General features: G+C 70.0%; 22 protein-coding genes. 10 read left to right on the forward strand and 12 right to left on the reverse strand.

The features are described 5' to 3' along the window. The 7 genes from RAC81_RS12925 to RAC81_RS12955 form a co-directional block, all read right to left on the reverse strand. Positions 1-1392: an MFS transporter gene (locus RAC81_RS12925; RefSeq protein ID WP_375082734.1), complete on the reverse strand. Its 1392-nt coding sequence runs from the start codon at positions 1390-1392 to the stop codon at positions 1-3. Positions 1393-1478: 86 nt separating this feature from the next. Beyond that, positions 1479-1799, reverse strand: coding sequence for a DUF6457 domain-containing protein (locus RAC81_RS12930; protein ID WP_375082735.1), 321 nt, complete (start codon positions 1797-1799; stop codon positions 1479-1481). Continuing rightward, the gene (locus RAC81_RS12935) at positions 1796-2413 is read right to left on the reverse strand and encodes a molybdenum cofactor guanylyltransferase (protein ID WP_375082736.1); all 618 of its coding nucleotides are present in this window, start codon (positions 2411-2413) and stop codon (positions 1796-1798) included. The genes RAC81_RS12930 and RAC81_RS12935 overlap by 4 nt, the downstream gene beginning before the upstream one ends. Further along, positions 2410-3675, reverse strand: coding sequence for a gephyrin-like molybdotransferase Glp (gene glp, locus RAC81_RS12940; RefSeq protein ID WP_375082737.1), 1266 nt, complete (start codon positions 3673-3675; stop codon positions 2410-2412). Before glp ends, RAC81_RS12935 begins: the two co-directional genes overlap by 4 nt. An 80-nt stretch (positions 3676-3755) precedes the next feature. Continuing rightward, on the reverse strand, positions 3756-3962 hold the full coding sequence (locus RAC81_RS12945) for a methyltransferase (protein WP_375082738.1): 207 nt from the start codon (positions 3960-3962) through the stop codon (positions 3756-3758). Between the two features lie 84 nt (positions 3963-4046). Then, on the reverse strand, positions 4047-5084 hold the full coding sequence (locus RAC81_RS12950) for an LLM class flavin-dependent oxidoreductase (protein ID WP_375082739.1): 1038 nt from the start codon (positions 5082-5084) through the stop codon (positions 4047-4049). A 213-nt stretch (positions 5085-5297) separates the two neighbouring features. Further along, positions 5298-5720 (reverse strand): Hsp20/alpha crystallin family protein, encoded by a 423-nt coding sequence (locus RAC81_RS12955; RefSeq protein WP_251589176.1) that lies wholly within the window; start codon positions 5718-5720, stop codon positions 5298-5300. Between the two features lie 123 nt (positions 5721-5843). Here RAC81_RS12955 and RAC81_RS12960 point away from each other — a divergent pair, with 123 nt between their 5' ends. Together RAC81_RS12960 and RAC81_RS12965 are read left to right on the forward strand one after the other, a co-directional pair. Continuing rightward, complete coding sequence (locus tag RAC81_RS12960) at positions 5844-6137, forward strand: MerR family transcriptional regulator (protein WP_096714386.1); 294 nt, start codon at positions 5844-5846, stop codon at positions 6135-6137. A 31-nt stretch (positions 6138-6168) separates the two neighbouring features. After that, positions 6169-7902 (forward strand): cation:proton antiporter, encoded by a 1734-nt coding sequence (locus RAC81_RS12965; RefSeq protein ID WP_375082740.1) that lies wholly within the window; start codon positions 6169-6171, stop codon positions 7900-7902. Between the two features lie 234 nt (positions 7903-8136). Here the strand turns inward: RAC81_RS12965 and RAC81_RS12970 are convergent, their stop codons facing one another. After that, entirely contained in the window at positions 8137-9558 is a 1422-nt protein-coding gene (locus RAC81_RS12970) for a dicarboxylate/amino acid:cation symporter (RefSeq protein ID WP_375082741.1), read from the reverse strand. Between the two features lie 179 nt (positions 9559-9737). After that, positions 9738-10076, reverse strand: coding sequence for a hypothetical protein (locus tag RAC81_RS12975; RefSeq protein WP_375082742.1), 339 nt, complete (start codon positions 10074-10076; stop codon positions 9738-9740). Between the two features lie 107 nt (positions 10077-10183). On the opposite strand from RAC81_RS12975, the gene RAC81_RS12980 reads away from it, so the two are divergent. Beyond that, positions 10184-10552: a YbjQ family protein gene (locus tag RAC81_RS12980; protein WP_375082743.1), complete on the forward strand. Its 369-nt coding sequence runs from the start codon at positions 10184-10186 to the stop codon at positions 10550-10552. Between the two features lie 203 nt (positions 10553-10755). On the opposite strand, the gene RAC81_RS12985 is transcribed toward RAC81_RS12980, so the two are convergent. Then, a complete protein-coding gene (locus tag RAC81_RS12985) occupies positions 10756-10986 on the reverse strand; it encodes a helix-turn-helix transcriptional regulator (RefSeq protein ID WP_096714392.1) in 231 nt (76 codons plus the stop codon). Next, the gene (locus RAC81_RS12990; RefSeq protein ID WP_375082744.1) at positions 10983-11600 is read right to left on the reverse strand and encodes a hypothetical protein; all 618 of its coding nucleotides are present in this window, start codon (positions 11598-11600) and stop codon (positions 10983-10985) included. Before RAC81_RS12990 ends, RAC81_RS12985 begins: the two co-directional genes overlap by 4 nt. A gap of 227 nt (positions 11601-11827) precedes the next feature. Here RAC81_RS12990 and RAC81_RS12995 point away from each other — a divergent pair, with 227 nt between their 5' ends. From RAC81_RS12995 to RAC81_RS13010, 4 genes are all read left to right on the forward strand, one after another. After that, positions 11828-14356, forward strand: a complete 2529-nt coding sequence (locus RAC81_RS12995; protein ID WP_096714394.1) for an ATP-dependent Clp protease ATP-binding subunit — start codon at positions 11828-11830, stop codon at positions 14354-14356. 87 nt (positions 14357-14443) lie between these two features. Beyond that, positions 14444-14944 carry an amino-acid N-acetyltransferase gene (locus RAC81_RS13000; RefSeq protein ID WP_375082745.1) on the forward strand — a complete coding sequence of 167 codons (501 nt, stop codon included), beginning with the start codon at positions 14444-14446 and terminating at the stop codon, positions 14942-14944. 162 nt (positions 14945-15106) lie between these two features. Beyond that, entirely contained in the window at positions 15107-18082 is a 2976-nt protein-coding gene (locus RAC81_RS13005; RefSeq protein ID WP_375082746.1) for a DUF5107 domain-containing protein, read from the forward strand. Continuing rightward, positions 18079-19008, forward strand: coding sequence for an aldose 1-epimerase family protein (locus RAC81_RS13010; RefSeq protein WP_375082747.1), 930 nt, complete (start codon positions 18079-18081; stop codon positions 19006-19008). The genes RAC81_RS13005 and RAC81_RS13010 overlap by 4 nt, the downstream gene beginning before the upstream one ends. 27 nt (positions 19009-19035) lie before the next feature. Here the strand turns inward: RAC81_RS13010 and RAC81_RS13015 are convergent, their stop codons facing one another. Then, entirely contained in the window at positions 19036-19926 is an 891-nt protein-coding gene (locus RAC81_RS13015; RefSeq protein WP_375082748.1) for a helix-turn-helix domain-containing protein, read from the reverse strand. 245 nt (positions 19927-20171) lie between these two features. Here RAC81_RS13015 and RAC81_RS13020 point away from each other — a divergent pair, with 245 nt between their 5' ends. The 3 genes from RAC81_RS13020 (at position 20172) to RAC81_RS13030 (ending at position 23833) form a co-directional block, all read left to right on the forward strand. Next, positions 20172-21209: a substrate-binding domain-containing protein gene (locus RAC81_RS13020; RefSeq protein ID WP_375082749.1), complete on the forward strand. Its 1038-nt coding sequence runs from the start codon at positions 20172-20174 to the stop codon at positions 21207-21209. Positions 21210-21281: 72 nt separating this feature from the next. After that, a complete protein-coding gene (locus tag RAC81_RS13025) occupies positions 21282-22781 on the forward strand; it encodes a sugar ABC transporter ATP-binding protein (protein WP_375082750.1) in 1500 nt (499 codons plus the stop codon). Then, positions 22778-23833, forward strand: a complete 1056-nt coding sequence (locus tag RAC81_RS13030) for an ABC transporter permease (RefSeq protein WP_375082751.1) — start codon at positions 22778-22780, stop codon at positions 23831-23833. The genes RAC81_RS13025 and RAC81_RS13030 overlap by 4 nt, the downstream gene beginning before the upstream one ends. Positions 23834-23869 lie beyond the last annotated feature (36 nt).

Raw genomic sequence — 23869 nt, forward strand, 5'->3', positions numbered from 1 at the left:
TCAGATCCGGTGCCCGGCGAGGGAGGCCCGCGGGATCGCGTAGACGAGGACGGTGAGCACGAGCAGCAGCAGGTACGCGCCGACGAATCCGGCGAACGCGGGGGCGTACGAGCCGCTCGCGTTCTTCGCCGCGCCGAGCACCTGCGGGATGACGAACCCGCCGTACGCGCCGATCGCCGAGATCAGGCCGAGCGCCGCCGCTCCCTTGCGCTGAGTGCTCACGGTGAGAGGGTCTCCGGCGGTCGCGGCACCGCGGGCCGCGAACACGTTCGGGATCATGCGGTAGGTGGCGCCGTTGCCCAGCCCCGCTGCGATGAACAGCAGCAGGAAGCAGCCGAGGAAGAGCGCGAAGCTCCCCGACTCGAGGACGACGAGCAGCGAGACGGCGCCGAGGATCATGAGCGCGAACGCGGCGATCGTCATGCGGGCCCCGCCGAACCGGTCGGCGAGTCGTCCGCCGTAGGGTCGTGCGAGCGATCCGACCAGTGCTCCGAGGAAGGCGAGCGAGAGAGAGGCGCTGCCGATCTGGAACGTCGAGAACTCGGGAAAGGTGTCGGCGATCAGCTTCGGGAAGACGCTGGAGAAGCCGATGAACGACCCGAAGGTGCCGATGTACAGCAGCGAGAGCACCCACAGGTGCGGCTCACGGAGCGCGGCCGCGGCACCGGCGAAGTCGGCCTTCGCCGAAGACAGATTGTCCATGGAGCGCCAGGCGCCCCATGCCGCGAGCAGGATGAGCGGGACCCACATCCACCCGGCGAACGAGAGGTTGAAGGTGAGTGCGGCCGTGAGGGAGACCACGATCGGGACGGCCAGCTGGGCCACCGCGGTGCCCAGGTTGCCGCCGGCCGCGTTCAGTCCGAGTGCCCAGCCCTTCTCCTTCTGCGGGAAGAAGTACGTGATGTTGGCCATGGAACTCGCGAAATTGCCACCGCCGAAGCCGGCGAGGGCCGCGACGAGCAGCAGCACGCCGAAGGGCGTCTCGGGGTTCTGCACGACGATGCCGAGGAGGATCGCGGGGATCAGCAGCAGCAGGGCCGAGACGATGGTCCAGTTGCGGCCGCCGAAGCGCGCGACGAGGAAGGTGTAGGGGAACCGCAGCGTCGCACCGACGAGGCTCGGCAGCGAGATGAGCCAGAACGACTCGGTGGTCGACAGCGCGAACCCGGCGTTCGGCAGCAGCACGACGACGATTCCCCAGAGCTGCCAGACGATGAAGCCGAGGAACTCCGCGAAGATCGACCAGCCCAGGTTTCGACGCGCGATCGAGCGACCCTCCGCCGCCCAGAACACCGGATTCTCGGGGTTCCAGCCGTCGATCCAGCGGCCGGGCCGGTGGGTGAGTATCGAGGCGCGGGTGTCGGCCTCGCTGCGTCCGGTGATCTGAGACATCGCGGCTCCTGGCGTTCGAGCGGATCGGATGCTCCGAACGTAGGGGGCCGATGTTGCAGGCCTGCACGAGCGCGATTACCGGTCGATTACGTCTCGATCACATCGGGCCGATCCCGGTTGAGAGAAGTTCCGGCATCCTGCTGCTCCGTGCGCCAGGTCGCGGCGAGACGGCTGAGCGCGGCGGTGGCGCTCGCGGTGTCGATGTCGCCCGCGCGACCCGCGGCGAGCCCGACGAGGTAGGCGCTGAGGGGCGCCGCCGGGCGGGCGACGCCGTGCGCGACATCGCGCGCGAGCCCGAGGATCAGCCCGATGTCGACGCTGTCGGGATCGAGGCCGAGCTCGGCGCACGCGGCCGCAGTCCACTCGGCGAGGGCCTCGGGCGGAAGGTGCTGCGGCGGGTGCGTCATGGGGTCTCCTCGAGGGGCTGCCGTGGTCCGCGTGCGGGAATCGACGCACGGGCACGGTCCAGATCGTGCCAGGTGTCGACGTCGGCCGCCAGATCGCCCGCGCGGCACGCGGTCAGGGAGAGGGGCGCGAGGAAGGAGCGCATCGAGGCGTCGCGCCCGGATGCCGGCAGCGCCGCGACGGCGGCGCGCAGCGCGTCGGTGCGGTAGCGGCCGGTCAGCCACTGCATCCGTCCGTCCGCATCGCTCAGGCAGACCCCGTCCATCCCGTCTGCGAGGGGCGGATGCCGTCGCAGCGCTGCGACCGCGTCGTCCGGGTGCACCAGATCAGCGGCGACGAGGTAGACCTCCGCGCTGTCGATCCGGACGAGTCCCGCCGCGATCCCGGCGACCGGACCACCGAACGGAGGCTCCTCCCGCGTCCAGATCACCTTCTGCGCGGTCACCGCCGCGGGGCCGACGACCACGATCGGCGAGCAGTCGGCGACCGCGTGCACGACACGGTCGAGCAGCGTGCGGCCTCCGATGTCGAGCAGCGGTTTGGCCGCTCCGCCGAGTCGAGTCGCGCGGCCGCCGGCGAGGATGATCGCCCCGGAGCGATCGGCCTCGACGGTCATGGCAGCAGAGCGACGTCGACGAGGTCGCCGGCGGAGACGACCGTGACGGACGCCGGTATCACCGCGTAGCCGTCGGCGTTGGCCAGCCCGGCGACCGGGTGGCCTGCCGACGAGCCGGCTACGGTCGCGGGTCGAGCCGTCCACGCGCCGGGGTCGGTGCGATCGAGCATCACCGGGACGTACTGTTCGCGGTCCGTCGGACTGCGCCAGGCGGCCGCGACGGCGACCCGCAGAGTCGGGCGCGTCAGCGACTGCCGCCCCTGGAGAGCGAGAAGAGCGGGGCGGACGAACGCCTCGAAGGAGGCTGCCGCGCTCGCCGGATTGCCCGGAAGGCCGAAGACCAGGGTGCCGTCGATGACGCCGAAGGCCTGCGGGCGCCCGGGTTGCATGGCCACGGACCGGAAGGCGATGCGGCCAGCGAGCACGTTCCGCACGACCTCGTGCGTGCCTGCGCTCACGCCGCCCGAGGTCACCACGACGTCGGCGCCGTCGACGTGGATCGCCCGATCGATGCGCGCTGCGAAGATCGCGTCATCATCGGCCACCGTGCTCACGGCCACGATCTCGGCTCCCGTCGCCCGGCAGAGCGAGGCGAGGAGCACGGAGTTCGACTCGGGGATGCGGCCCCGGGAGACCTCGGTACCGGGCGCGGCGAGCTCGCTGCCCGTCGAGACGACCGCGACGCGAGGTCGTCGGGTGACGCTCACCGCGTCGACCCCCGAGGCGGCGATCGCGCTGAGCTGGAGCGGGCCGAGCAGACTTCCGGCGGGTACCACCGGAGCACCGGCGCGCAGTTCCTCACCGCGCCGGCGGATGTGGCTGCCCGGTCGGGCGGGCGCCCTCTCGACCACCACCGCATCGTTCCACGACCGCAGCCCGTCACGTGTGTGCTCGAGCGGGACGACGGCCGTCGCGGTGCGCGGCACCGGAGCCCCGGTCATGATGCGCGCAGCGAAACCCGGCCGCAGCACGGGCTCGTCGACGGAGCCTGCGGGAAGGTCGGCGATCACGCGGAGCTCGACGGGGTCGGAGGGCGACGCCGCCGCGACGTCGGTGAAGAGGACGGCGTATCCGTCCATCGCCGAGTTGTCGAAGCGCGGCACATCGACGGCGGCGTGCACCGTGTGGGCGAGAGTGCGGCCGGCGGCCTCGCCGAGCGGCACAGACTCGGCGGGGAGCGCGCCAGTGACCGCGAGGATCGCGGTCCGATGCTCGGCCACGGTCAGCAGATCCGGAGACGTGAGTGGCGGGGCGGTGCGCATGCAGTCAGAGTACGACGGACTCCGGCGTCGGGTGATCCGGATCCCGTGGGCGGCTGCGCGCGTGCGGTCCGCGTGCGGGCTCAGTGCTCGCGGAACATCGGCCAGGCACTGCCCGGCCGCATCTTCGAGTGCAGAGCGCCCTTCGCGGACTCGAGGCTCGGGTACGTGCCGGCGGCGGCGTCGGAGCCGGCCATCACCACGGTGTACCCCTCCTCGTCGTGTCGGATGCTGCCGACCACGCCGTTGGTCCCGTACGCCACCCAGAGGGCGAGGGTCTTGGTGCTCATCGTCGAACCCCTTCCGTTGCCGCTGACGCTACGCCTCGGTGACGGCGAAAGCCACCCCTTGCGGGGCGGGTGGCTGCCGGAACCCTACCGCATCGCCGCGGCGACGAGCTCGAGCGTCTGCGCCCGCCCGGCGGCGCTGTCGCGCGGCTCGGACTCGTACGCGCCGGCGACCGGCGACAGCATGACCTCGTCGACGCCGTGGGTCGCCGCGAACGCGCGCACCTCGGCGGACACCGACTCGCCCGTGCCGACGAACCACCGCGAGCGCGCCGCCTCGACGACCTGATCGGTCGCGGCATCCGTCTCGGCGGCCAGCGCCTCTTCGACCGTCTCGAGGGCGACGAGCGGCTTGTTCAACCGCAGGCGCGCCATCATGCGCAGCTGCGGCAGAGCACGGGCCTCCGCCTCCTCCTGCGTGGGAGAGGCGACCGCGTTGACGGTGAGGAACGTGCGCGGTTCCGGGTGCTCCTCGCTCGGGCGGTATCCGGAGCGGTACAGGTCGAGCGCGCGTTCGAGGCCCTGCCCCGAGAAGTGGTTCGCGAACACGTAGGGCAGTCCGTGAGAGGCGGCCAGCCGCGCGGAGTAGTCGCTGGATCCGAGCAGCCACACCTCGGGGGCTCCCGTGGCGGCCGGGGTCGCGCGCACGGTGTACTCGCCGCCCGACGTGAAGCGCACGGTCGCGCCGTCGCCGGAGACGAGGGCGCCGATGTCCTGCACGTGCCGCGGGAACTGCTCGACATCGCTGGTCGTGCCCGATCCGCGCAGCAGCTGCGTGATGACGGGGTCGCTGCCTGGCGCGCGACCGAGTCCGAGGTCGATGCGACCGGGTGCGATCGCCTCGAGCGCGGCGAACTGCTCCGCCACGATGAGCGGCGCGTGGTTCGGCAGCATCACGCCGCCCGACCCCAGACGGATCGTCGAGGTGCGTGTGGCGGCAGCGGCGATCAGCACCGGGGGAGCGGTCGACGCCACGGCCGGCATGTTGTGGTGCTCGGCGAACCAGTACCGGCGATAGCCCAGCCGGTCGGCCGCCTCGGCGAGGGACAGCGAGGCCGTGATGGCCTCGGCGCTGGTCTGCCCGGTGCGCACCGGGACGAGGTCGAGGACGGAGAGAGCAGTCACCCCGGGACCAACGTCGAGCTCCCCGCAGGCATTCCCGAGCGGGCGGACGCCCGGCGCCTCGACGCCTCTCCGCCGAGCCACCCCCGTGCGCGCGAGCCACCCCCGTACGCGCAGCACGCACGGGGGTGGCTCGGCGCGAAAGGGGTGGCTCGGCGTTCGTGGAGGGCGCGCGGCGCGGGGCGGGACGCCGCCGTCCCGCCCCGCGCCGGTCGATCAGGCGTCGATCGCCTGACGCTGCTCGGTCGACTCGACAGTGATCTTGCGCGGCTTGGCGCGCTCGCTCACCGGGATGATGACCGAAAGCACGCCGCTCTCATAGGACGCGCTGATGCCGTCGAGGTCGACGCCGTCGCCGAGCGTGAACTGGCGCAGGAACGACCCGGCGCCGCGCTCGCGTGCCAACCAGCGCACGCCCTCGCGGGTGTCGGCGGTGCGCTGCGCGCGGATCGTCAGCTGCCCGCCGTCGAGATCGACGTCGATCGAGCCGGGGTCCGCCCCCGGCAGGTCGGCGTGCAGGATGTAGCGGTCCCCGTCGCGGTAGAGGTCCACCGGCATCAGCCGGGGTGCGCGAACGGAGTCCAGCACGCTCGCGGCGAAGCGATCGAGCTGGCTGAAGGGGTCGAAGGTCAGTGCCATGAGGTTCTCCTTTCGTGCGGCCCAGAGGGCGGATGGAGTGATGCAGGTAATCTGCATCGCTTGCTGTAGATTTGTTATAGAACACCCCGAGATAGAATGCAAGTCCCAGCGGAGGAAGTATCGATGAGCGATCGAGACCCGGGGATGCCGGTCTACGGCATCGCCGTCGCGGCCCAGTTGAGCGGCGTGCCCGAGGCGAGCCTGCGCCTGTTCGAGGCCAAGGGGCTGATCGCACCCGCGCGCAGTGACGGCGGTACGCGACGCTACAGCGACGACGACCTCGCGCGCGTGCGCCGCGTCACCGACCTCCGTGACGAGGGGATCAACATCACCGGCATCCGACGCGTGCTCGATCTGCAGGACGAGAACGCCGATCTCCGCGGCGAACTGGCCGAAGGAGCGACCGGACGCGAATGAGCCGCGTGACCGACGGCAGTATCTTGAGGGCATGGATGCCGAGATCTTCTACGTGCTCGTCGGTGCGGTCGTCGTGGCGGCGATCGCGCGATGGCGGGGGTGGCCGGCGCCGCTGCTGGTGACGGTGGTCGCGCTCGCGGCATCCTTCCTCCCCTTCGTGCCAGACGTCGACATCGACGGGCACCTGCTGCTCAACCTCGTGCTGCCCCCGCTGCTGTATTCCGCCGCGCTCGACGTCTCGTTCGTGGGGTTCAAACGCAGCCTCCCGCAGATCCGGCGTCTGGGAATCACGCTCGTGCTGCTGACGGCGCTCGCGGTCGGTTTCGTGGCGTGGTGGATCCTGCCATCGCTCACTCTCCCAGGCGCCCTGCTGCTCGGTGCGATCGTCGCGCCGCCCGATGCCGTGTCGGCGGCGGCGATCGGCCGCAAGCTCGGCCTCCCTCGGCGCATCATGACCGTCCTGTCGGGGGAGAGCCTCATCAACGACGCGACCTCGCTGACGCTGTACCGGGTGTTCGCGGCGATCCTCGCGGGCGCGACTCTCACGGTGTGGGACGGCATCTGGCAGTTCCTCCTCGCCGTCGGCGTGGGTGTCGCGGTCGGACTCGTCTTCGGCGCGGTGCTACACCAGCTGCGCATGCGCATCAACGATGCCGTCGTGATCGGCACGTTCGGGCTGCTCGCCCCGTTCGGCGCCTACGCGATCGCCGAGCACCTGCTCGGGTCCGGCGTCCTGGCGGTCGTCGCGATGGGACTCTTCGTCGGCTACAACTCCCCGCGCACCGACTACACGACGCGTCAGCAGGAGAAGCCCCTGTGGCTGTCGGCCGACCTGCTGCTGGAGAGCTTCGTGTTCGCGTACATCGGGCTGCAGTTCCCGCGCGTGCTCAGCGACCTGGGCGGCGAGGAGGTCGGCCGCATCCTGCTGCTCTCCGGAGCCGTGCTGCTCGTGGTGCTCGTCGTGCGTCCGCTGTACGTGTACCCGACCAATGCGTGGGCGAACTTCCAGGACCGCCGACGGCTCGCCCGCTGGGACCGCGCGGTCGAGTCCGGCGCCTTCGACGGCAGGCGGCGCGAGTCGAAGCGCTGGAGCGAGTACGACCCCGAGGAGATGCGCTCGAAGATCGTGCGCGACCGGATGGCCGGACTTCAACTGACCTGGAAGGACAACGCGATCATCTCGTGGGCGGGCATGCGAGGCGTCGTCACGCTCGCGACCGCGCTCGCCGCGGCCGACCTCGCGACGCTCGGCACCGAGCCGTCGCACGCGATCGTCGTCGTGGCGTTCATCGTGACGGTCGGCACGCTGCTGCTGCAGGGGCTCACCCTGCCGGCGCTGATCCGCGGACTCGGCATCGCCAGCGACGGCGACGAGAAGGACGATGAGAAGGCTCTCGAGGCGGTGAAGGCGAAGAGTCGCGAGGCAGGCAAGAAGTACCTCGCGGAGAAGCGCGCCGAATGGGAGGCGACGCACGGCAACGTCGATCTCGAGATGTTCGACGCCTTCACACGGCGCATGACGCGCGTCGAGCGGGACACCGACGAGGCGCAGGAGGTGGAGGATGCCGCGCAGCGGCGCCCCTCGTTCGACGACCTCGCCGCTCTCTCTCGGGGCTGGTTGCAGGTGCGCCGCGACATCCTCCTCGAGGAGCGCGACGCCGGCAACCTCGACGAGGAGGTCATGCGCGAGCTGCTCGCCGCGATGGATGCCGAGGAGCTGGCGCTCGACACCCGCGGCGCCACGCGGCAGCAGGGTCGCGCCTGAGCGTCCTGTTCTGCGCCGCCCGCAGCATCCTCCCCGCGCCGCCCGCCCCGCCCCGCCCTCCCCGCGCCGTCCGCACGCACGCCGAAACCCACCACGAGCGTCGAAGCCCACCACGCGAGACGTCGCCGGGGATGGGTTTCGACGCGGGTGGTGGGTCTCGGTGCCAGGAGGGGCTTACGCAGAAGCGCCCCGCCCCGGGGAAGGGGCGAGGCGCTTCATGCTGTGGACCGCGGGTCAGCGGGCTCCGGCGGGCGCGGTGGTGGATGCCGCGGCATCCGCCTCGTCCGCGTCGTCGTCGCTGTCGTCGGCGAAGGGCAGGCCCTCGCGCGGCGCGTTGTAGAGCTCCTCGTTCAGGATGCCCTCGCGCTTGGCGACGATCGCCGGGACCAGCGCCTGGCCCGCGACGTTGACCGCGGTGCGGCCCATGTCGAGGATCGGGTCGATCGCGAGCAGCAGGCCGACGCCCTCGAGCGGCAGCCCCAGGGTCGACAGCGTGAGCGTGAGCATGACGGTCGCGCCGGTGGTGCCGGCCGTGGCGGCGGATCCGACGACCGAGACGAGCACGATCAGCAGGTACTGCACGATGTTCAACTCGATGCCGAAGAACTGGGCGACGAAGATCGCGGCGATGGCCGGGTAGATCGCGGCGCAGCCGTCCATCTTCGTGGTGGCGCCGAACGGCACGGCGAACGACGCGTACGAGCGGGGCACGCCGAGGTTGCGCTCGGTCACGCGCTCGGTGAGGGGCAGCGTCCCGATCGACGAGCGGCTGACGAAGCCGAGCTGGACGGCGGGCCACACGCCCGAGAAGTACTGCTTGATCGACAGGCCGTGCGTCTTCACGAGCACGGGGTAGACGACGAACAGCACGAGCGCGAGGCCCACGTAGACGGCGATCGCGAACCAGCCGAGCGAGGCGAGCTTCTCCCAGCCGTACTTGACGACGGCGGCGCCGATCAGGCCGAACGTGCCGATCGGGGCGATGCGGATGATCCACCACAGCACGCGCTGGATGACCTTGAGCAGCGACTCGGTGAACGCGAGGAACGGCTCGGCCTTCTTGCCGGCTTTGAGGGCTGCGATGCCGACGGCGACCGCGACGACGATGACCTGCAGGATGTTGAAGCTCACGCTCGAGGTGAAGGTGCCTTCGGTGGCTCCGGGGTTCGTGCTGACGCCGATCCCGAGGAAGTTCTGGGGGATCAGGCCGAGCAGGAAGTTCCACCAGGTGCCGACCGTGTACGGGTCGCTGGGCTCGAGGCCCTCGCCGGCGCGCGATCCGGGCTGGATCACGAGCCCGAGCACGATGCCGATCGTCACGGCGATGAACGCGGTGATCGCGAACCAGAGCAGGGTCTGGCCGGCGAGGCGGGCGGCGTTCTGCACGCGGCGCAGGTTCGAGATGCTGGCGACGATCGCCGTGAAGATCAGCGGCACGACGGCGGCGCGCAGCAGCGTCACGTACGAGCTGCCGATCGTGTCGAGCGTGGCGGAGAGGCCGTTCGGGCTGTCGGCGGTCGCGCCGAGCTGGCGGGCGATGAGGCCCGCGGCGATGCCGAGGACGAGGGCGGCGAGGATCTGGAAGCCGAACGAGGTCAGCAGCTTCCGGACCGGCCCGCGAGTGTCAGGCGCCTTGGTGCGCGCAGTGGTGCTCATGGGGTGGGGAACTCCAGGATCGATGCGCGCCTGGGGATGCGCGCGGGAACAGAACGATGCGCGCAAATGCACGCCATATCGCTCAACGCTAGGAGCGCCCTGTCATTCCCCGGGCCGATATGACGAAGGATGACGGATGCCGAAGCATCCGTCATCCTTCGAGACGAGCGAGATCGGCGTCAGGCCGCGCACTCCTCGAGGTTGTCCGTGATGATCTTGGTCGTCAGGTCCTTGTCCTCCTGGTTGGCCTGCTTGTCCTCGCCGTTGGCGATGTACGTCAGGGTCTCGTTGCTCAGGTCGGATTCGACCAGCTTCTCGGCGAAGCAATCGGCGACCTCGTCGGTGACGATGTCGCCCATGCCCTGCTCCTCGAAGACCTGACCGAGACCGTCGGCGACGTCGTCCACGGACGGGCGGGAGGGGCCGCCGCAGGCGGCGAGGGAGAAGGCGAGTGCCGCGATGGGCAGAGCCATGAGGAGGCGGGAGGCGGGGCGCAGGTTCCGGTCGTTGAGCTTCATGCTCACCAGAATATTGGCGCACAGCGAATTCATAGAGGGGGTTGCATGGGGACAAATCCCCACCCCATGATCTGTCCCCTCACCGCGCGCTCTGTCACGATGGCCTCATGTTCATGGTGACGACGAACGACATCCCGGGCTACCGCATCACCCAGGTGCTCGGTGAGGTCATGGGCCTCACGGTGCGGTCGACAGACTTCGGCCAGGGGTTCACGGCGGGATTCCGCTCGCTCGGGGGCGGCGAGATCCCGGAGTTCACGCAGGTCATGTACGAGGCTCGGCAGGTCGTGATGGGACGCATGTGGGCCGAGGCGCAGCAGCGCGGCGGCAACGCGATCGTCGCCATGCGGTTCGACGCCGGATCGATCGCGAACTTCACCGAGATCTGCGCCTACGGCACCGCGGTCGTCGTCGAACCCCTCGCGCCGCCCGCGTCATCCGCCCCTCCGCAGCCTCCGCAGCCGCCGACGGCTTAACGCGACGCCCATCATCCGGACCGCGTCGCGTCCCAGCATCCGTCGCGTATCGCCCTCCGTTCCGGTCGCACTTCGTGCCGTCCGTGGCGGATTCCGACGACACGAACTGCGACCGGGGCGCTAGCGGTGGCACGAACTGAGACCGGGCGGGCAGCGGTGGCACGAACTGCGACGGGGAGCACGTGCGGCGACCTTCGCCCGGATCAGGCGAGCACGAGCAGGTCGCCGACCTCGCACTGCAGTGCATCGCAGATCGCCCGCAGCGTGGAATAGCGGATCGCCCTGGCCCTGTCGTTCTTCAGCACCGACAGGTTCACGATGCTCACACCCACCCGGGTGCTGAGCTCGGTCAGCGTGATGCCGCGCTCGGCCAGCAGCTCGTCGAGGCGGCAGTGGATGCCGGTGAGCTCGTCGTCGCTCTCGGCCGGGCTCACACCAGGCCCTCCGTGTCCTTCTGCAGGCGGTCGCCGATCGAGAACACCGTCGTGATGAGTGCCACGACGAACGCGCCGAGGATGAAGGTGAAGGGCTCGACCGTGATGACGGCGTTGTCGATCCCGTTGTCGGTGACGCGGGAGACCGTGGCGTTCGCGAGCATGTTGTCGAAGAACCGCACCGCTGCGAAGCCGAGGAGACCGGTGATTCCCGCTGTCGCGACGAGCGCGGTGCGCCCCCGGCCGAAGATCCGTCCGCCGATCGTCATCCGGGCGAGCAGGATCAGACAGGCGACGACGACCACGACGGTGATGATCTGCACCACCTGAGCGATGATCCCCGGCACGATGGCGATGAGTGGCAGCTGCGGCGCGGTGATGGTGCCGCTCTCGAGCGCGACCGCGATGGTGCCGCCGGTCGACAGAGGCAGGTCCACGCTGTCGCCGAGGAACTCGACGGCCACGGGCACCTGCTGACCGCCGGCCAGTTCGATGATCCGGATGATCGAGTACACCGTGAAGTACATGGCGATGACGGCACCGGCGATGCAGAACCCGACGAGGGCTGCGATGTCGCCGCGACTCAGCGCGCGGTCGTTCTTCGTGGAGGACATGGTCCGCTCCTTATCGACTATCGTTGTTACCGACAATCGTTAACATATCGACTTTCGATATGCGGGTCAACAGCGGCTCCGGCATCCGTCCGTCATCCGGCGACCCGGCGCTATGCCGACGGCGAACACGGGCATACTGCCTCCGCACGGTGGTTACTCTCGATGTACAGGCGCGGAGACCGTCGAGGGATCCTCGCTTCGCCCCAGTGCGAATAAGGAGTCACAGCATGTTCGAGAGATTCACCGACCGAGCCCGTCGTGTGGTCGTCCTCGCCCAAGAAGAGGCGAAGATGCTCAACCACAACTACATCGGCACCGAGCACATCCTGCTCGGTCTCATCCACGAGGGCGAGGGCGTCGCCGCCAAGGCGCTCGAGAGTCTCGGCATCTCCCTTGACGCCGTCCGCGAGCAGGTTCAGGACATCATCGGCCAGGGTCAGCAGCAGCCGACCGGCCACATCCCGTTCACGCCGCGCGCCAAGAAGGTGCTCGAGCTCAGCCTCCGTGAGGCGCTTCAGCTCGGCCACAACTACATCGGCACCGAGCACATCCTGCTCGGTCTCATCCGCGAGGGAGAGGGCGTCGCCGCACAGGTGCTCGTCAAGCTCGGCGCGGACCTCAACAAGGTGCGCCAGCAGGTCATCCAGCTCCTGTCGGGTGCGCCCGGCCGCGAGCCGGCATCCGTCGGCGCGCAGTCCAACGACACCCCTGCCGCCCAGGGCGGATCGCAGGTGCTCGACCAGTTCGGTCGCAACCTGACCCAGGCAGCGCGCGACAACAAGCTCGACCCGGTCATCGGGCGCGAGAAGGAGATCGAGCGGGTCATGCAGATCCTCTCCCGCCGCTCCAAGAACAACCCCGTGCTGATCGGCGAGCCCGGCGTCGGCAAGACCGCCGTCGTCGAGGGCCTGGCCCAGGCGATCGTCAAGGGCGATGTGCCGGAGACGCTGAAGGACAAGCAGCTCTACTCGCTCGACCTCGGCTCGCTCATCGCCGGTTCCCGCTACCGCGGTGACTTCGAGGAGCGCCTGAAGAAGGTCACCAAGGAGATCCGCACGCGCGGCGACATCATCGTCTTCATCGACGAGATCCACACCCTCGTGGGTGCGGGTGCCGCCGAGGGCGCGATCGACGCGGCGAGCATCCTCAAGCCGCTCCTCGCACGAGGCGAGCTGCAGACCATCGGCGCCACGACGCTCGACGAGTACCGCAAGCACTTCGAGAAGGATGCCGCGCTCGAGCGCCGCTTCCAGCCCATTCAGGTGAACGAGCCGAGCCTGCCTCACGCGATCAACATCCTCAAGGGGCTGCGCGACCGCTACGAGGCGCACCACAAGGTGCAGATCACCGACGGCGCGATCGTCGCGGCGGCGAACCTCGCCGACCGCTACGTGTCGGACCGCTTCCTGCCCGACAAGGCCATCGACCTGATCGACGAGGCCGGCGCACGCCTGCGTCTGTCGATCCTGTCGAGCCCGCCCGAGCTGCGCGAGTTCGACGAGAAGATCGCCAAGGTCCGCGAGCAGAAGGAGATCGCCTCCGAGGAGCAGGACTTCGAGAAGGCCGCGTCGCTGCGCGACGAGGAGAAGAGCCTCCTCGCCGAGCGCCTGCGCCTCGAGAAGCAGTGGCGCTCGGGTGACGTCGCGACCCAGGCGGTCGTCGACGAGGGCCTGATCGCCGAGGTGCTCGCCCAGGCCACCGGCATCCCCGTGTTCAAGCTGACCGAGGAGGAGTCCTCGCGGCTCGTCTTCATGGAGAAGGCGCTGCATCAGCGCGTCATCGGTCAGGAGGAGGCCATCGCGGCCCTCTCGAAGACCATCCGTCGTCAGCGCGCCGGACTCAAGGACCCGAAGCGCCCCTCCGGCTCGTTCATCTTCGCCGGCCCCACGGGTGTCGGAAAGACCGAGCTCGCCAAGGCGCTCGCGGAGTTCCTGTTCGACGACGAGGCCGCTCTCATCTCGCTCGACATGAGCGAGTTCGGTGAGAAGCACACCGTCTCGCGTCTGTTCGGTGCCCCTCCCGGGTTCGTCGGATTCGAAGAGGGCGGTCAGCTCACCGAGAAGGTGCGCCGCAAGCCGTTCAGCGTCGTGCTCTTCGACGAGATCGAGAAGGCGCACCCGGACATCTTCAACTCGCTCCTGCAGATCCTGGAAGAGGGTCGTCTGACCGACGGCCAGGGTCGCGTGATCGACTTCAAGAACACCGTCATCATCATGACCACCAACCTCGGTGCTCGTGACATCGCCGGTGGTCCGGTGGGCTTCCAGATCGAGGGCAGCAACGCCACGACCTACGAGCGCATGAAGGGCAAGGTGAACGAGGAGCTGAAGCGCAACTTCAAGCCCGAGTTCCTGAACCGTGTCGACGACATCATCGTGTTCCCGCAGCTGAACAAGGAGGAGCTGGTGCAGATCGTCGATCTGTTCACCAAGCGCCTCGGCGAGCGTCTGCTGGACCGCGACATGACGATCGAGCTGTCGCTGGCCGCCAAGGAGCGCCTCATCGAGATCGGGTTCGACCCGGCTCTCGGCGCCCGGCCGCTGCGTCGCGCGATGCAGCACGAGGTCGAGGACCGTCTGTCGGAGAAGATCCTGCACGGCGAGCTCAACCCCGGCGACCACGTGAAGGTCGATGCGAAGGACGGCGAGTTCCTGTTCGAGCACGGCCCGCGCGGCGAGAAGGTCGCGGTCGGCGTGAACACCGGCGGCGGCGAGATCTCGGCCACCCCTGATCTCGCGATCACCGGCAACGACTGATCACACGACAAGAGGGGCGGATGCTGCGGCATCCGCCCCTCTTGCGTACCCGGCGTGCGATCAGGCGGACGGTTCTAGGCTGGTCGGGTGAGCGAGTACATCGTCCGGCCCGCGCGGAGCGCCGACATCGTCGGCATCCGCGATCTCCTGCAGCCCATGGTCGAGCAGCGCATCCTGCTCGGCAAGGACCTCGCCGTGCTCTACGGGGCCGTGCAGGAGTTCGTCGTCGCCGAGGCCGGCGGCGAGCTGATCGGATGCGGCGCGCTGCACGTGTTCTGGGAGGACCTCGGCGAGGTGCGCACGCTCATGGTGCGCGCCGACTGGCTGCACCACGGCGTCGGTCGGGCGATCGTCGACCGCCTGGAGGAGCAGGCGCGCGTGCTCGGACTCAGCCGACTCTTCTGCCTCACCTTCGAGGTCGACTTCTTCGGCCGCCGCGGCTACACCCCGATCGGCGAGCAGGTCGTCGACTCCGACGTCTACTCCCAGCTGCTGCGCAGCGGTGACGCGGGTGTCGAGGAGTTCCTCGATCTCGCGCACGTCAAGCCGAACACCCTCGGCAACACGCGGATGCTGAAGCGGCTCTGATCGCGCCGCGCTGAGGCGCTCCGTTCCATCGGATCGTCCATATTCTCCCCCGTTCGCACCATGGGGACGCGGTCTCGGCGCGGCTAGCTTCGTGGCAGGACCACGCGTCCTGTCGTCGATGGAGCGATGTCGGCGGCTCGCTGCTGCACGGAGGACCCTCAGATGAACGACCGCCGCACCGACGTCGGATCGACCATGGACCCACCCACGACCGAGGCGCCGGCCGGTCACAGGATCGTCCTTCCCGAGGCGACGGGCGCAGCGCGCGAGGCGCTCGACCGCGGCGACGCGGTCGCGTGGAGCGAGCCGCTCGAGATCCGCACCTATGAGGCGGGGGAGCCCAGCATCCATCCGCTCTACCTCGACCAGCGCGTGTATCAGGGCTCGAGCGGCAAGGTCTACCCGATCCCCTTCACCGAGCACATCGCCGACGAACCGGCGGTGCGCGAATGGCAGGCGATCCACCTCGAGAACGAGTACATCCGGCTCGTGGTGCTGCCCGAGCTCGGCGGCCGCATCCACATCGGGTTCGACAAGAACACCGGGTACGACTTCTTCTACCGGAACAACGTCATCAAGCCCGCGCTCGTCGGTCTCGCAGGTCCCTGGATCAGCGGCGGCGTGGAGTTCAACTGGCCCCAGCACCACAGACCGGGCACCTACCTGCCGGTCGAGACGTCCATCGAGAACGCCGACGACGGATCGGTCACCGTGTGGTGCCACGACCACGATCCCTTCACCCGCATGTCGGCGCAGCACGGCATCCGCCTGCGTCCGGGGAGTTCCGTGGTCGAACTCGTCGCCCGTCTGCACAACCGCACGAGCGAGCGGCAGTCGTTCCTGTGGTGGGCGAACGTCGCGGCGCGCGTGCACGACGACTACCAGTCGTTCTTCCCGGAGGACGTGCGCTACGTCGCCGACCATGCGCGGCGGGCGCTGACGGCGTTCCCGCGCGCCGACCGTCCGTACTACGGCGTCGACTATCCGGCGCTCGCCGCCGAGCGCGAGGGCGCCGATCGCATCGACTTCTACCGGAACATCCCGGTGCCGACGTCGTACATGATCGTGGACTCGCAGCAGGACTTCTTCGGCGGGTACGACCACGCCGCGGGCGCCGGGTTCGTGCACTGGGCGGAGCGCCGTCACGCGCCGGGCAAGAAGCAGTGGACGTGGGGCGACGCGCCCTTCGGGCACGCCTGGGACGCCCAGCTGACGGACGCCGACGGCCCGTACGTCGAGCTCATGGCCGGCGTCTACACCGACAACCAGCCCGATTTCGCGTGGCTGCTGCCCGGCGAGACGAAGGTCTTCTCGCAGTACTGGTACCCGATCCCCGCTATCGGCGCCGCGCACCAGGCGACGCCCGATGCCGCCGTGCACGTCGAGCGGGGGAGTACGGTCTCCGCACGGTTCGCCGTGACGAGCCCGCGCCCCGGTGCCGCACTCCGCATCCTCGACGGGGAGCGCGTCGTCGCCGAGCGCACGGCCGATCTCGTGCCCGGTGAGCCGCAGGCGCTGGAGTCGGATGCTGAGCCCTCGCCGGATCTGTCGGTGGAGCTCGTCGACGCCGACGGCCGGCTGCTCGTGCGCTGGGCGCCGTCGGATGCGCCGGACGGCGAGCCCTGGGTGGCCGAGGAGCCGCCCGGGCCCGACGACATCGACAGCGTCGAGGAGCTCTACCTCACGGGTCTGCATCTCGCCCAGAACCGCCACCCCACCCGCTCGCCGCTGCCGTACTGGCGGGCCGCGCTGAGGATCGACCCCGGCGACACCCGTACGCGCCTCGCCCTCGCCGACCGTGCGTACCGGGCGGGGCGGTTCGAGGCGGCGCTGGAGCACGCCCGCGTCGCGATCGCCCGCCTGACGCGCCGGAACGCGAACCCGACGGACACGGAGGCGTACTACCTCGCGGGTCTCGCGCTCGCGCGACTCGGTCGGGAGGGCGAGGCACAGCGGATGTTCGGCAAGGCGGGCTGGGACGGATCCTGGGCCGCGGCGGCCGGCGTCGAGCTCGTGCGGTCGCTGCTGCGCACCGGGCGCGTGCGCGCCGCCCTGCGCGTGCTCGACCAGCTCGACGCGACGGTCGGCCACGACACCCGTCGCATCGCCCTCCGCGTGCTGGCGCTGCGCGCGCACGGAGACCTGGCCGGAGCGGGTGCGATCGTCGACGCGGCGTTGACCGTCGACCCGCTCGATGCGACCCTGCGCGTGCTCGCCGGGTACGACCTCGACGACGCCGGGCTGCTGCTCGACGTCGCGCTCGACCTTGCCGTCGCCGGTGCCGACGATGACGCCCTGCCGCTGCTGGATGCAGCGGTCGCAGCGCCCGTGCGGCGATCCGGCAACGTCCGTCCGGTGGCCGATTACATCGCGGCGGCGATCCTCGACGACCGCGGCGACCGGTCTGGGGCCGCGCGACACCGCGCCAGGGCACGCGCCGCCGACCAGCGCTGGGCCTTCCCGTTCGGCCTCGACGCCCTGCAGGCACTCGAGCGCGCGATCGCGGCCGACCCGTCCGACGGCGTCGCCCTCTCGCTCCTCGGCATGCTGCTCTACGCGCACGGCCGCCGACGCGACGCGGCCGCCGCGTGGAACCGCGCGATCGACAGCGGACACCGGGATGCCGTGCTGCTGCGCAACGCGGGGCTCGCCGCCTACAACGTCGAGCACGACGCGGAGCAGGCCTGGGCGCTGTACGCGCGGGCGGTCGAGCTCGCTCCGCGCGACGCGCGCGTCCGCTACGAGCAGGACCAGCTCGCCGCCCGCCTCGGTCACGACCCGTCGGAACGACTCGCCGCGCTGCGGCCGGTCGAGGAGCTCGTGCTCACGCGTGACGACTTCACGATCGAGTACGTGCGGCTGCTCGTGGCCGAGGGCGATGCCGCGCGCGCCCACGGCATCCTGCGGACCCGGTCCTTCCGGCCCTGGGAGGGAGGGGAAGGACAGGCGATCGCCGCGTGGGATCTCACGTTCGACGCGCTCGGGATGCCGCGCACCGACCCGCCCGCGACGCTCGGCGAGGCCCGAGCTGCCTACGTCCCGCCGGTCGCGAAGCGCGACGACGGCGTGACCGACTACTTCGCCACGAGCCTGCCCGAGCTGCTGCTGTTCACGCAGGAGGCAGAGGACGACGCGTGAGCACGCCGCGCTCCGGCATCCAGGTCGACCTGTCCGCGGGTCTGTATCGCGCGTCGATCGCGAGCGTCGGCGCCACGGTGCGGATGCTGCAGCACGACGGCGTGGACCTGATCGTGCCGTTCGCCGCCGACGAGCTGCGCCCTGCGATGCGCGGAGCGCTGCTCGCGCCGTGGCCGAACCGCATCCGCGACGGCGAATACGCGTTCGGCGGCGACGTGCACCGGCTCGTGCAGAACGAGCCCGAGACGCGCACCTCCGCGCACGGTCTCGTCGCGTGGACCGACTTCGCGGTGGTCGAGCGGAATGCCGACCGGGCCGTGCTCTCGGCGGTCGTCGCTGCGCAGCCCGGATATCCGTGGCGGCTGCGCATCGACGTGGAGTTCCGGCTCGGGGTCGACGGGCTCGCGCAGGAGGTGACCGCGACGAACGAGAGCGACAGCCCCGCGCCGCTCGGTCTCGGCGGGCATCCGTACCTCACCGCAGGGACCCAGGGCGAGGGGGCCATCGACGTGCTGACCTTCGAGCTGGACGCCGATCGCGTGCTGCTCGTGACCGAGGACCGGATGCTGCCGGATCGCCTCATCGCGGTCGACGATGCCGGGAGCCGCGACTTCCGGCGTCCCCGCCGTATCCGCGACACCGTGCTGAACAACGCGTTCACCGGGCTGTCTCGCCGCGACGGCCGCGCTCGCGCGCGCCTCACCGACGACGAGGGTCGGGGTACGGAGGTCGAGTGGGACGAGCGGTGCCCGTGGGTGCAGGTCTACACGGCCGATCACGGCGTCGGCGACGACCACCGGATCGGCCTCGCCGTCGAGCCGACGACCTGTCCGCCCGACGCGTTCCGCTCCGGCCAGGATCTGCTCGTCGTGCCGCCGGGCCGCGCGGTCGGTGCGGGGTGGGTGATCCGCAGCGTCGGGCGCTGATGCGCGGCATCCGCTCGTCCGGGGCAGTCAGCCTTTGTGCTGGGCGCGGTAGCTCGTCGGATTGACTCCGTGGAGCCGGCGGAAGTGCCGTGAGAAGTACAGCGGGTCGGTGTAGCCGACCGCGGTGGCGATCTCGCGCACAGACAGCGACGTGGTGTCGAGCAGGTTCCGGGCGTGGGTCATGCGCAGAGACGTGTGGAAGGCGGCCGGTCCGCTGCCCGTGGCATGGCGGAACAGTGCGCTCAGATGCGACGGCGACATGCCGACCAGTGCTGCGAGCTCCGCGACCTGGATGTTGCCGTCGACGCGCGATTCCAGGTACCGCATCGCGCGTTCGAGGGCAGAACCGTCACCGGGGAGGATGCTGTCGGCCGCGATGCGGGTGAGCAGATTCCAGGCGATGCCCGAGGCGACGAGCAGCTGCGGTGGCGAGAGGCGCCGCTCCAGCACCGTCACGAGCTCGTCGAACAGCGCGACCACGCGGTCGATGGACCGCAGGCGGGTGATCGGACTCTGCCGGCCGAGCGTCTGCGCGGCGAGCTCCGTGGCATCCGTCCCGCGTACGTGGAGCCACCAGATGCTCCAGGGGTCGTCGTCCGAGGCCTCGTACGAGTGCGGGGTGCCGGCTGAGATCGCGATCGACGTCGACGGGGTGAGCGCGTGCGACTCTCCGGCGATCGTCACGGTGCCGCGTCCGGCCACGCACAGGAGCACGACGGTCTCGGCCGCGCCTCGAGAGCGGACACGGCGGTGTCCTCGTGCGAGCGGGAAGTATCCGGCGTCCGTGACGAGCAGCCGACGCGTGCCCGCGGTGGTGAGAGCGGTGTCGACGAGCGGCCGGGGCAGCACGCACAGGCGCTGGTGCTCGAAACCCTCCATCCGGTAGTGCGGAGGTGGGATGATCGGCGTCTCGTCCATGAGGTGTCCTGAGGGTCGTCGGCGATACGGGCCGCCGTAGCGGTCGATACTGCCAGGCTAATGCTCCGCACCGGCTACGGCGTCCGGGCAGGATGAGGATCAATCGTCCAAGTGGTGCCACACGAAAGTCCATATGATCCGTTTGATCGTCCTCCACCCGCCGTGATCCGGCGGGGTACGGTCGATCTGTTCCGCACACCAGCCGGTCGTCCTGGCCGGTCACGCACGAAGACGAAGGAGTCTCAATGTTCGCCACCCGCAGCCGCCTCTGGGCGCGGACCGCCGCAGGCGGCGCCGCCGTCCTCGCGCTCGCAGCCCTCACCGCCTGTTCGTCCGGAATGGAGACCGCCGAGCCCGCCGCCGGCGGCGGAGGCACGTCCGACGGGCCGCTCACGATCGCCCTGATCCAGAAGCAGGGCGACCAGCAGTACTTCATCGACGAGGCGAACGGCGCGAAGGAGGCGGCGAAGGAGGACGGCGACGTCACGATCAACGTCGTCGACGTCAGCACCGACTCGAACAAGGCGATCTCCGAGGTCGAGGCCGCGATCGCCCAGGGCGTCGACGGCATCATCATCGTCGTCCCCGACACCCAGATCGGCCCGCAGGTCATCCAGCTCGCAGCCGACGCCGGCATCCCGCTCATGGCCGCCGACGACCCGATCGTCGACGCCAAGGGAGACGCCGCGCCGTTCACCGGCTTCGACGGCACCTCCATGGGCGAGAAGGTCGGCGCGGACGCCGCTCGCCTGTACCAGGAGGCCGGATGGACGGCCGCCGACACGCGCATCCTCTCCGCCTACAAGCAGGACCAGCCGAACTGCGTCGAGCGCGTCGACGGCGCGATCGATGCCTTCTCCCAGGCCGTGACCGACGGCCCCGAGGTCATCGAGGTCGGTACCGACAACTCCGCCACCGATGCGCAGGACAAGGCGGGCGCCGTCATCACCGCGAACTCCGGCGTGAAGCACTGGGTGGTGTGGGGCTGCAACGACGAGAACGAGACGGGCGTCGTGACGGCGCTGCAGAACGCGGGCGTCGCACCCGCCGACATCATCGGCGTCGGCCTGGGCGCGTACCTCACCTGCAAGGACTGGAACGCGGGCCAGGAGACCGGCAACAAGTCGGCGCTTTTCATCTCGGGCGTCGAGGTCGGCAAGGCCGCCGTCACCTCCATGGTCGACCTGCTCCGCAACGGCACCGAACTGCCGCCGAAGACGGTCGCCAACACCGAGATCGTGGATGCCTCCAACTGGGAGGAGAAGGGCGTCGTCTGCACCTGACGTCTGTCTCCCGCGGGGCGGCCCTGAGGACGGCCGCCCCGCTTCCCCGGCATCCGATCACGAGAGGACACCATGACCGATCAGTCCGTCGCGCTGCGCGCACAGGCGATCACCAAATCGTTCGGCCCCGTGCGCGCCCTGCGCGGCGTCGAGCTGGAGCTGCGCGCCGGCGAGGTCACGGCGCTCATGGGCGAGAACGGGGCGGGCAAGTCGACGCTCCTCAAGATCCTCGGCGGCGACTACCAGCCCGACGGCGGAGAGCTGTCGATCGGCGGAGAGGCCGTGACGTTCTCCGGCCCCGCCGACGCTCGGGATGCCGGGCTGCGCGTGATCGCCCAGGAGCCCGAGATCGTCCCCTGGGTCTCGGTCGCCGAGAACATCTACATCGGCGCTCTCGGCGCCGGCGGATTCCGCCGCAGCCGCCTCGAGCGCACCGCCACCGAGGAGCTCCGCCGCTGGGGATTCGACCGTGTCATCGACGCCCGCACCCTCGGCGCCGACCTCTCGCCCGCGCAGCGCCAGATCGTCGAGATCATGCGCGCCGTGATCGCACGGCCGAAGATTATCTGCTTCGACGAGCCGACCTCGTCGCTCGGCGACGAGGAGGTGACGCTGCTCTTCGCGCTCATCCGTCAGCTGCAGGAGGAGGGGGTCGCGATCGGCTACGTCTCGCATCGCATGGGGGAGATCTTCCAGCTCGCCGATCGCATCACCGTGCTCCGCGACGGCGCGTACGTCGGCACCAAGACGGTCGACGAGACCGACCACGACGAGCTCGTGCGCATGATGGTCGGCCGCGACCTGACCCAGTTCTTCCACCGCGAGCCCGCCGCTCTCGGTGAGGTGGTGCTCGAGCTCGACGACGTGTCGAACGAGTTCGTGCAGGACATCTCGCTGCAGGTGAGGGCGGGCGAGGTGGTCGGTATCGCCGGCCTCGTCGGCGCCGGGCGCAGCGAGCTCATGAAGACCATCGCGGGCGACCTGCCCGTCGACGGCGGCGCGATCCGCGTCGACGGGAAGGCCAGGCGGTTCCGGAGCCCGCGCGACAGCATCCGCGCCGGCATCGGGTTCGCCCCCGAGGAGCGCAAGGCCGAGGCGCTGCTGCTCGAACGCAGCGTACGAGACAACGCTGCGCTCGCGGTGCTGCGCTCGCTGTCGCGCTGGATCTTCGTCAAGGACTCGGCCGAGACCGCGCTCGCGCAGGGCTACGTCGACTCGCTCCGCATCCGCACGCCCAGCACCGAGCAGCTTGTCGGGCGGCTCTCCGGCGGCAACCAGCAGAAGGTGGTGCTCGCGCGCTGGCTCGCCACGGCGCCGCGGATGCTGCTGCTCGACGAACCCACGCGCGGCATCGACGTCGGGGCGAAAGCCGAGATCTACGCGATCATCGACCGTCTCGCCCATGAGGGCGTCGCGGTGATCGTCGTCTCCAGCGAACTGCCCGAGGTGCTCGGCGTCTCGGACCGCATCTATGTCATGGCCCACGGCCGCATCACGGGCGAGCTCCCGCGCGCCCAGGCAACCGAAGAGAGCATTCTCGCGCTCGCGATGGACGAGGAGGTCGCCGCATGAGCGACAGGATCGACAACCCGGAGATCAAGACCGGCGCAGCCGCGACGGCCACCCTGGAGCGACCCGCAACCGAGCGGCCCTCGCTGGTGCGTCGCGTGCTCGGGGGAGTGGGCGTGCAGAACGTCTCGCTCATCCTCGCGATCGTGCTCGTCGTCGCCGTCATCGGGCTGCAGAACCCCCTGTTCTTCAGCGTCGCGAACCTCAAGGTCATCGGCACGGCCATCGCGATCATGGGGCTGCTGGCCGTGGTGCAGACCATCGTCATCATCCTCGGAGCGCTCGACATCTCGGTCGGGTCGATCGCGGGTCTCACCTCGGTGACCTCGGCCATGATCTTCACGGCGGCGGGGCCTGTGCTCGGCGTCGCCGGCGCGATCGGCATCGGCGTGCTCTGCGGCCTCGTGAACGGGTGCATCATCGTCTTCGGACGGGTCAACCCCGTGATCGCGACGCTCGCGACCCTCGCGGCGTTCAAGGGCATCGCGCAGCTCATCTCCGACGGCCGCGCCCAGGGCTACACCGGCGCCGACCCGTTCTTCGTCTTCCTCGCGCGAGGCGCGATCGGCGGCATCCCGACCCTCATCCTCGTGCTGCTGCTCGTCGCGCTGCTCGCGCACATCGTGTTGCGGTACACGTCGGTCGGCCGCAACATCTACGCGGTGGGTGGCAACAACATCGCCTCCCGCCTCGCGGGCATCGACATCAACCGCTACATCATCGGCGTGTACATGGTCACCGGTGCGGTGGCGGCGATCGCCGGCATCCTCATCACCGCCCGCACCGGATCGGGTCAGCCGATCTCGGGGTCGGAGGGACTGGAGCTGCAGGCCATCACTGCCGCCGCGCTCGGCGGCGCGGCGCTGAAGGGCGGCAAGGGCACGATCTCGGGGACGATCCTCGCCGTCATCCTGCTCGGCGTGCTGACGAACGGCATGACGATCCTCGGGGTGAACTCGTTCTGGCAGAACGTCGCCCAGGGCGCCCTCCTCGTGATCGCCGTCGTGATCCAGCAGCTGCGGTCGGGTGAGCGGCGCATCGGAATACCGGGTTGACGCTCCGGGGGATCGACAGGTCGATCGCTTAACCTG

The sequence above is a fragment of the Microbacterium sp. CR_7 genome, from assembly GCF_041954755.1.
In the GTDB taxonomy this organism is placed as follows: domain Bacteria; phylum Actinomycetota; class Actinomycetes; order Actinomycetales; family Microbacteriaceae; genus Microbacterium.

Coding starts and splice junctions, on each gene's coding strand:
- RAC81_RS13020 (WP_375082749.1), top strand. CDS start 20,172: ATGTTCGCCACCCGCAGCCGCCTCTGGGCGCGGACCGCCGCAGGCGGC.
- RAC81_RS12980 (WP_375082743.1), top strand. CDS start 10,184: ATGTTCATGGTGACGACGAACGACATCCCGGGCTACCGCATCACCCAG.
- RAC81_RS12935 (WP_375082736.1), bottom strand. CDS start 2,413: ATGACCGTCGAGGCCGATCGCTCCGGGGCGATCATCCTCGCCGGCGGC.
- RAC81_RS12975 (WP_375082742.1), bottom strand. CDS start 10,076: ATGAAGCTCAACGACCGGAACCTGCGCCCCGCCTCCCGCCTCCTCATG.
- RAC81_RS12925 (WP_375082734.1), bottom strand. CDS start 1,392: ATGTCTCAGATCACCGGACGCAGCGAGGCCGACACCCGCGCCTCGATA.
- RAC81_RS12945 (WP_375082738.1), bottom strand. CDS start 3,962: ATGAGCACCAAGACCCTCGCCCTCTGGGTGGCGTACGGGACCAACGGC.
- RAC81_RS12965 (WP_375082740.1), top strand. CDS start 6,169: ATGGATGCCGAGATCTTCTACGTGCTCGTCGGTGCGGTCGTCGTGGCG.
- RAC81_RS12990 (WP_375082744.1), bottom strand. CDS start 11,600: ATGTCCTCCACGAAGAACGACCGCGCGCTGAGTCGCGGCGACATCGCA.
- RAC81_RS12970 (WP_375082741.1), bottom strand. CDS start 9,558: ATGAGCACCACTGCGCGCACCAAGGCGCCTGACACTCGCGGGCCGGTC.
- RAC81_RS12930 (WP_375082735.1), bottom strand. CDS start 1,799: ATGACGCACCCGCCGCAGCACCTTCCGCCCGAGGCCCTCGCCGAGTGG.
- RAC81_RS12955 (WP_251589176.1), bottom strand. CDS start 5,720: ATGGCACTGACCTTCGACCCCTTCAGCCAGCTCGATCGCTTCGCCGCG.
- RAC81_RS13015 (WP_375082748.1), bottom strand. CDS start 19,926: ATGGACGAGACGCCGATCATCCCACCTCCGCACTACCGGATGGAGGGT.
- RAC81_RS12960 (WP_096714386.1), top strand. CDS start 5,844: ATGAGCGATCGAGACCCGGGGATGCCGGTCTACGGCATCGCCGTCGCG.
- glp (WP_375082737.1), bottom strand. CDS start 3,675: ATGCGCACCGCCCCGCCACTCACGTCTCCGGATCTGCTGACCGTGGCC.
- RAC81_RS13030 (WP_375082751.1), top strand. CDS start 22,778: ATGAGCGACAGGATCGACAACCCGGAGATCAAGACCGGCGCAGCCGCG.
- RAC81_RS12995 (WP_096714394.1), top strand. CDS start 11,828: ATGTTCGAGAGATTCACCGACCGAGCCCGTCGTGTGGTCGTCCTCGCC.
- RAC81_RS13025 (WP_375082750.1), top strand. CDS start 21,282: ATGACCGATCAGTCCGTCGCGCTGCGCGCACAGGCGATCACCAAATCG.
- RAC81_RS13005 (WP_375082746.1), top strand. CDS start 15,107: ATGAACGACCGCCGCACCGACGTCGGATCGACCATGGACCCACCCACG.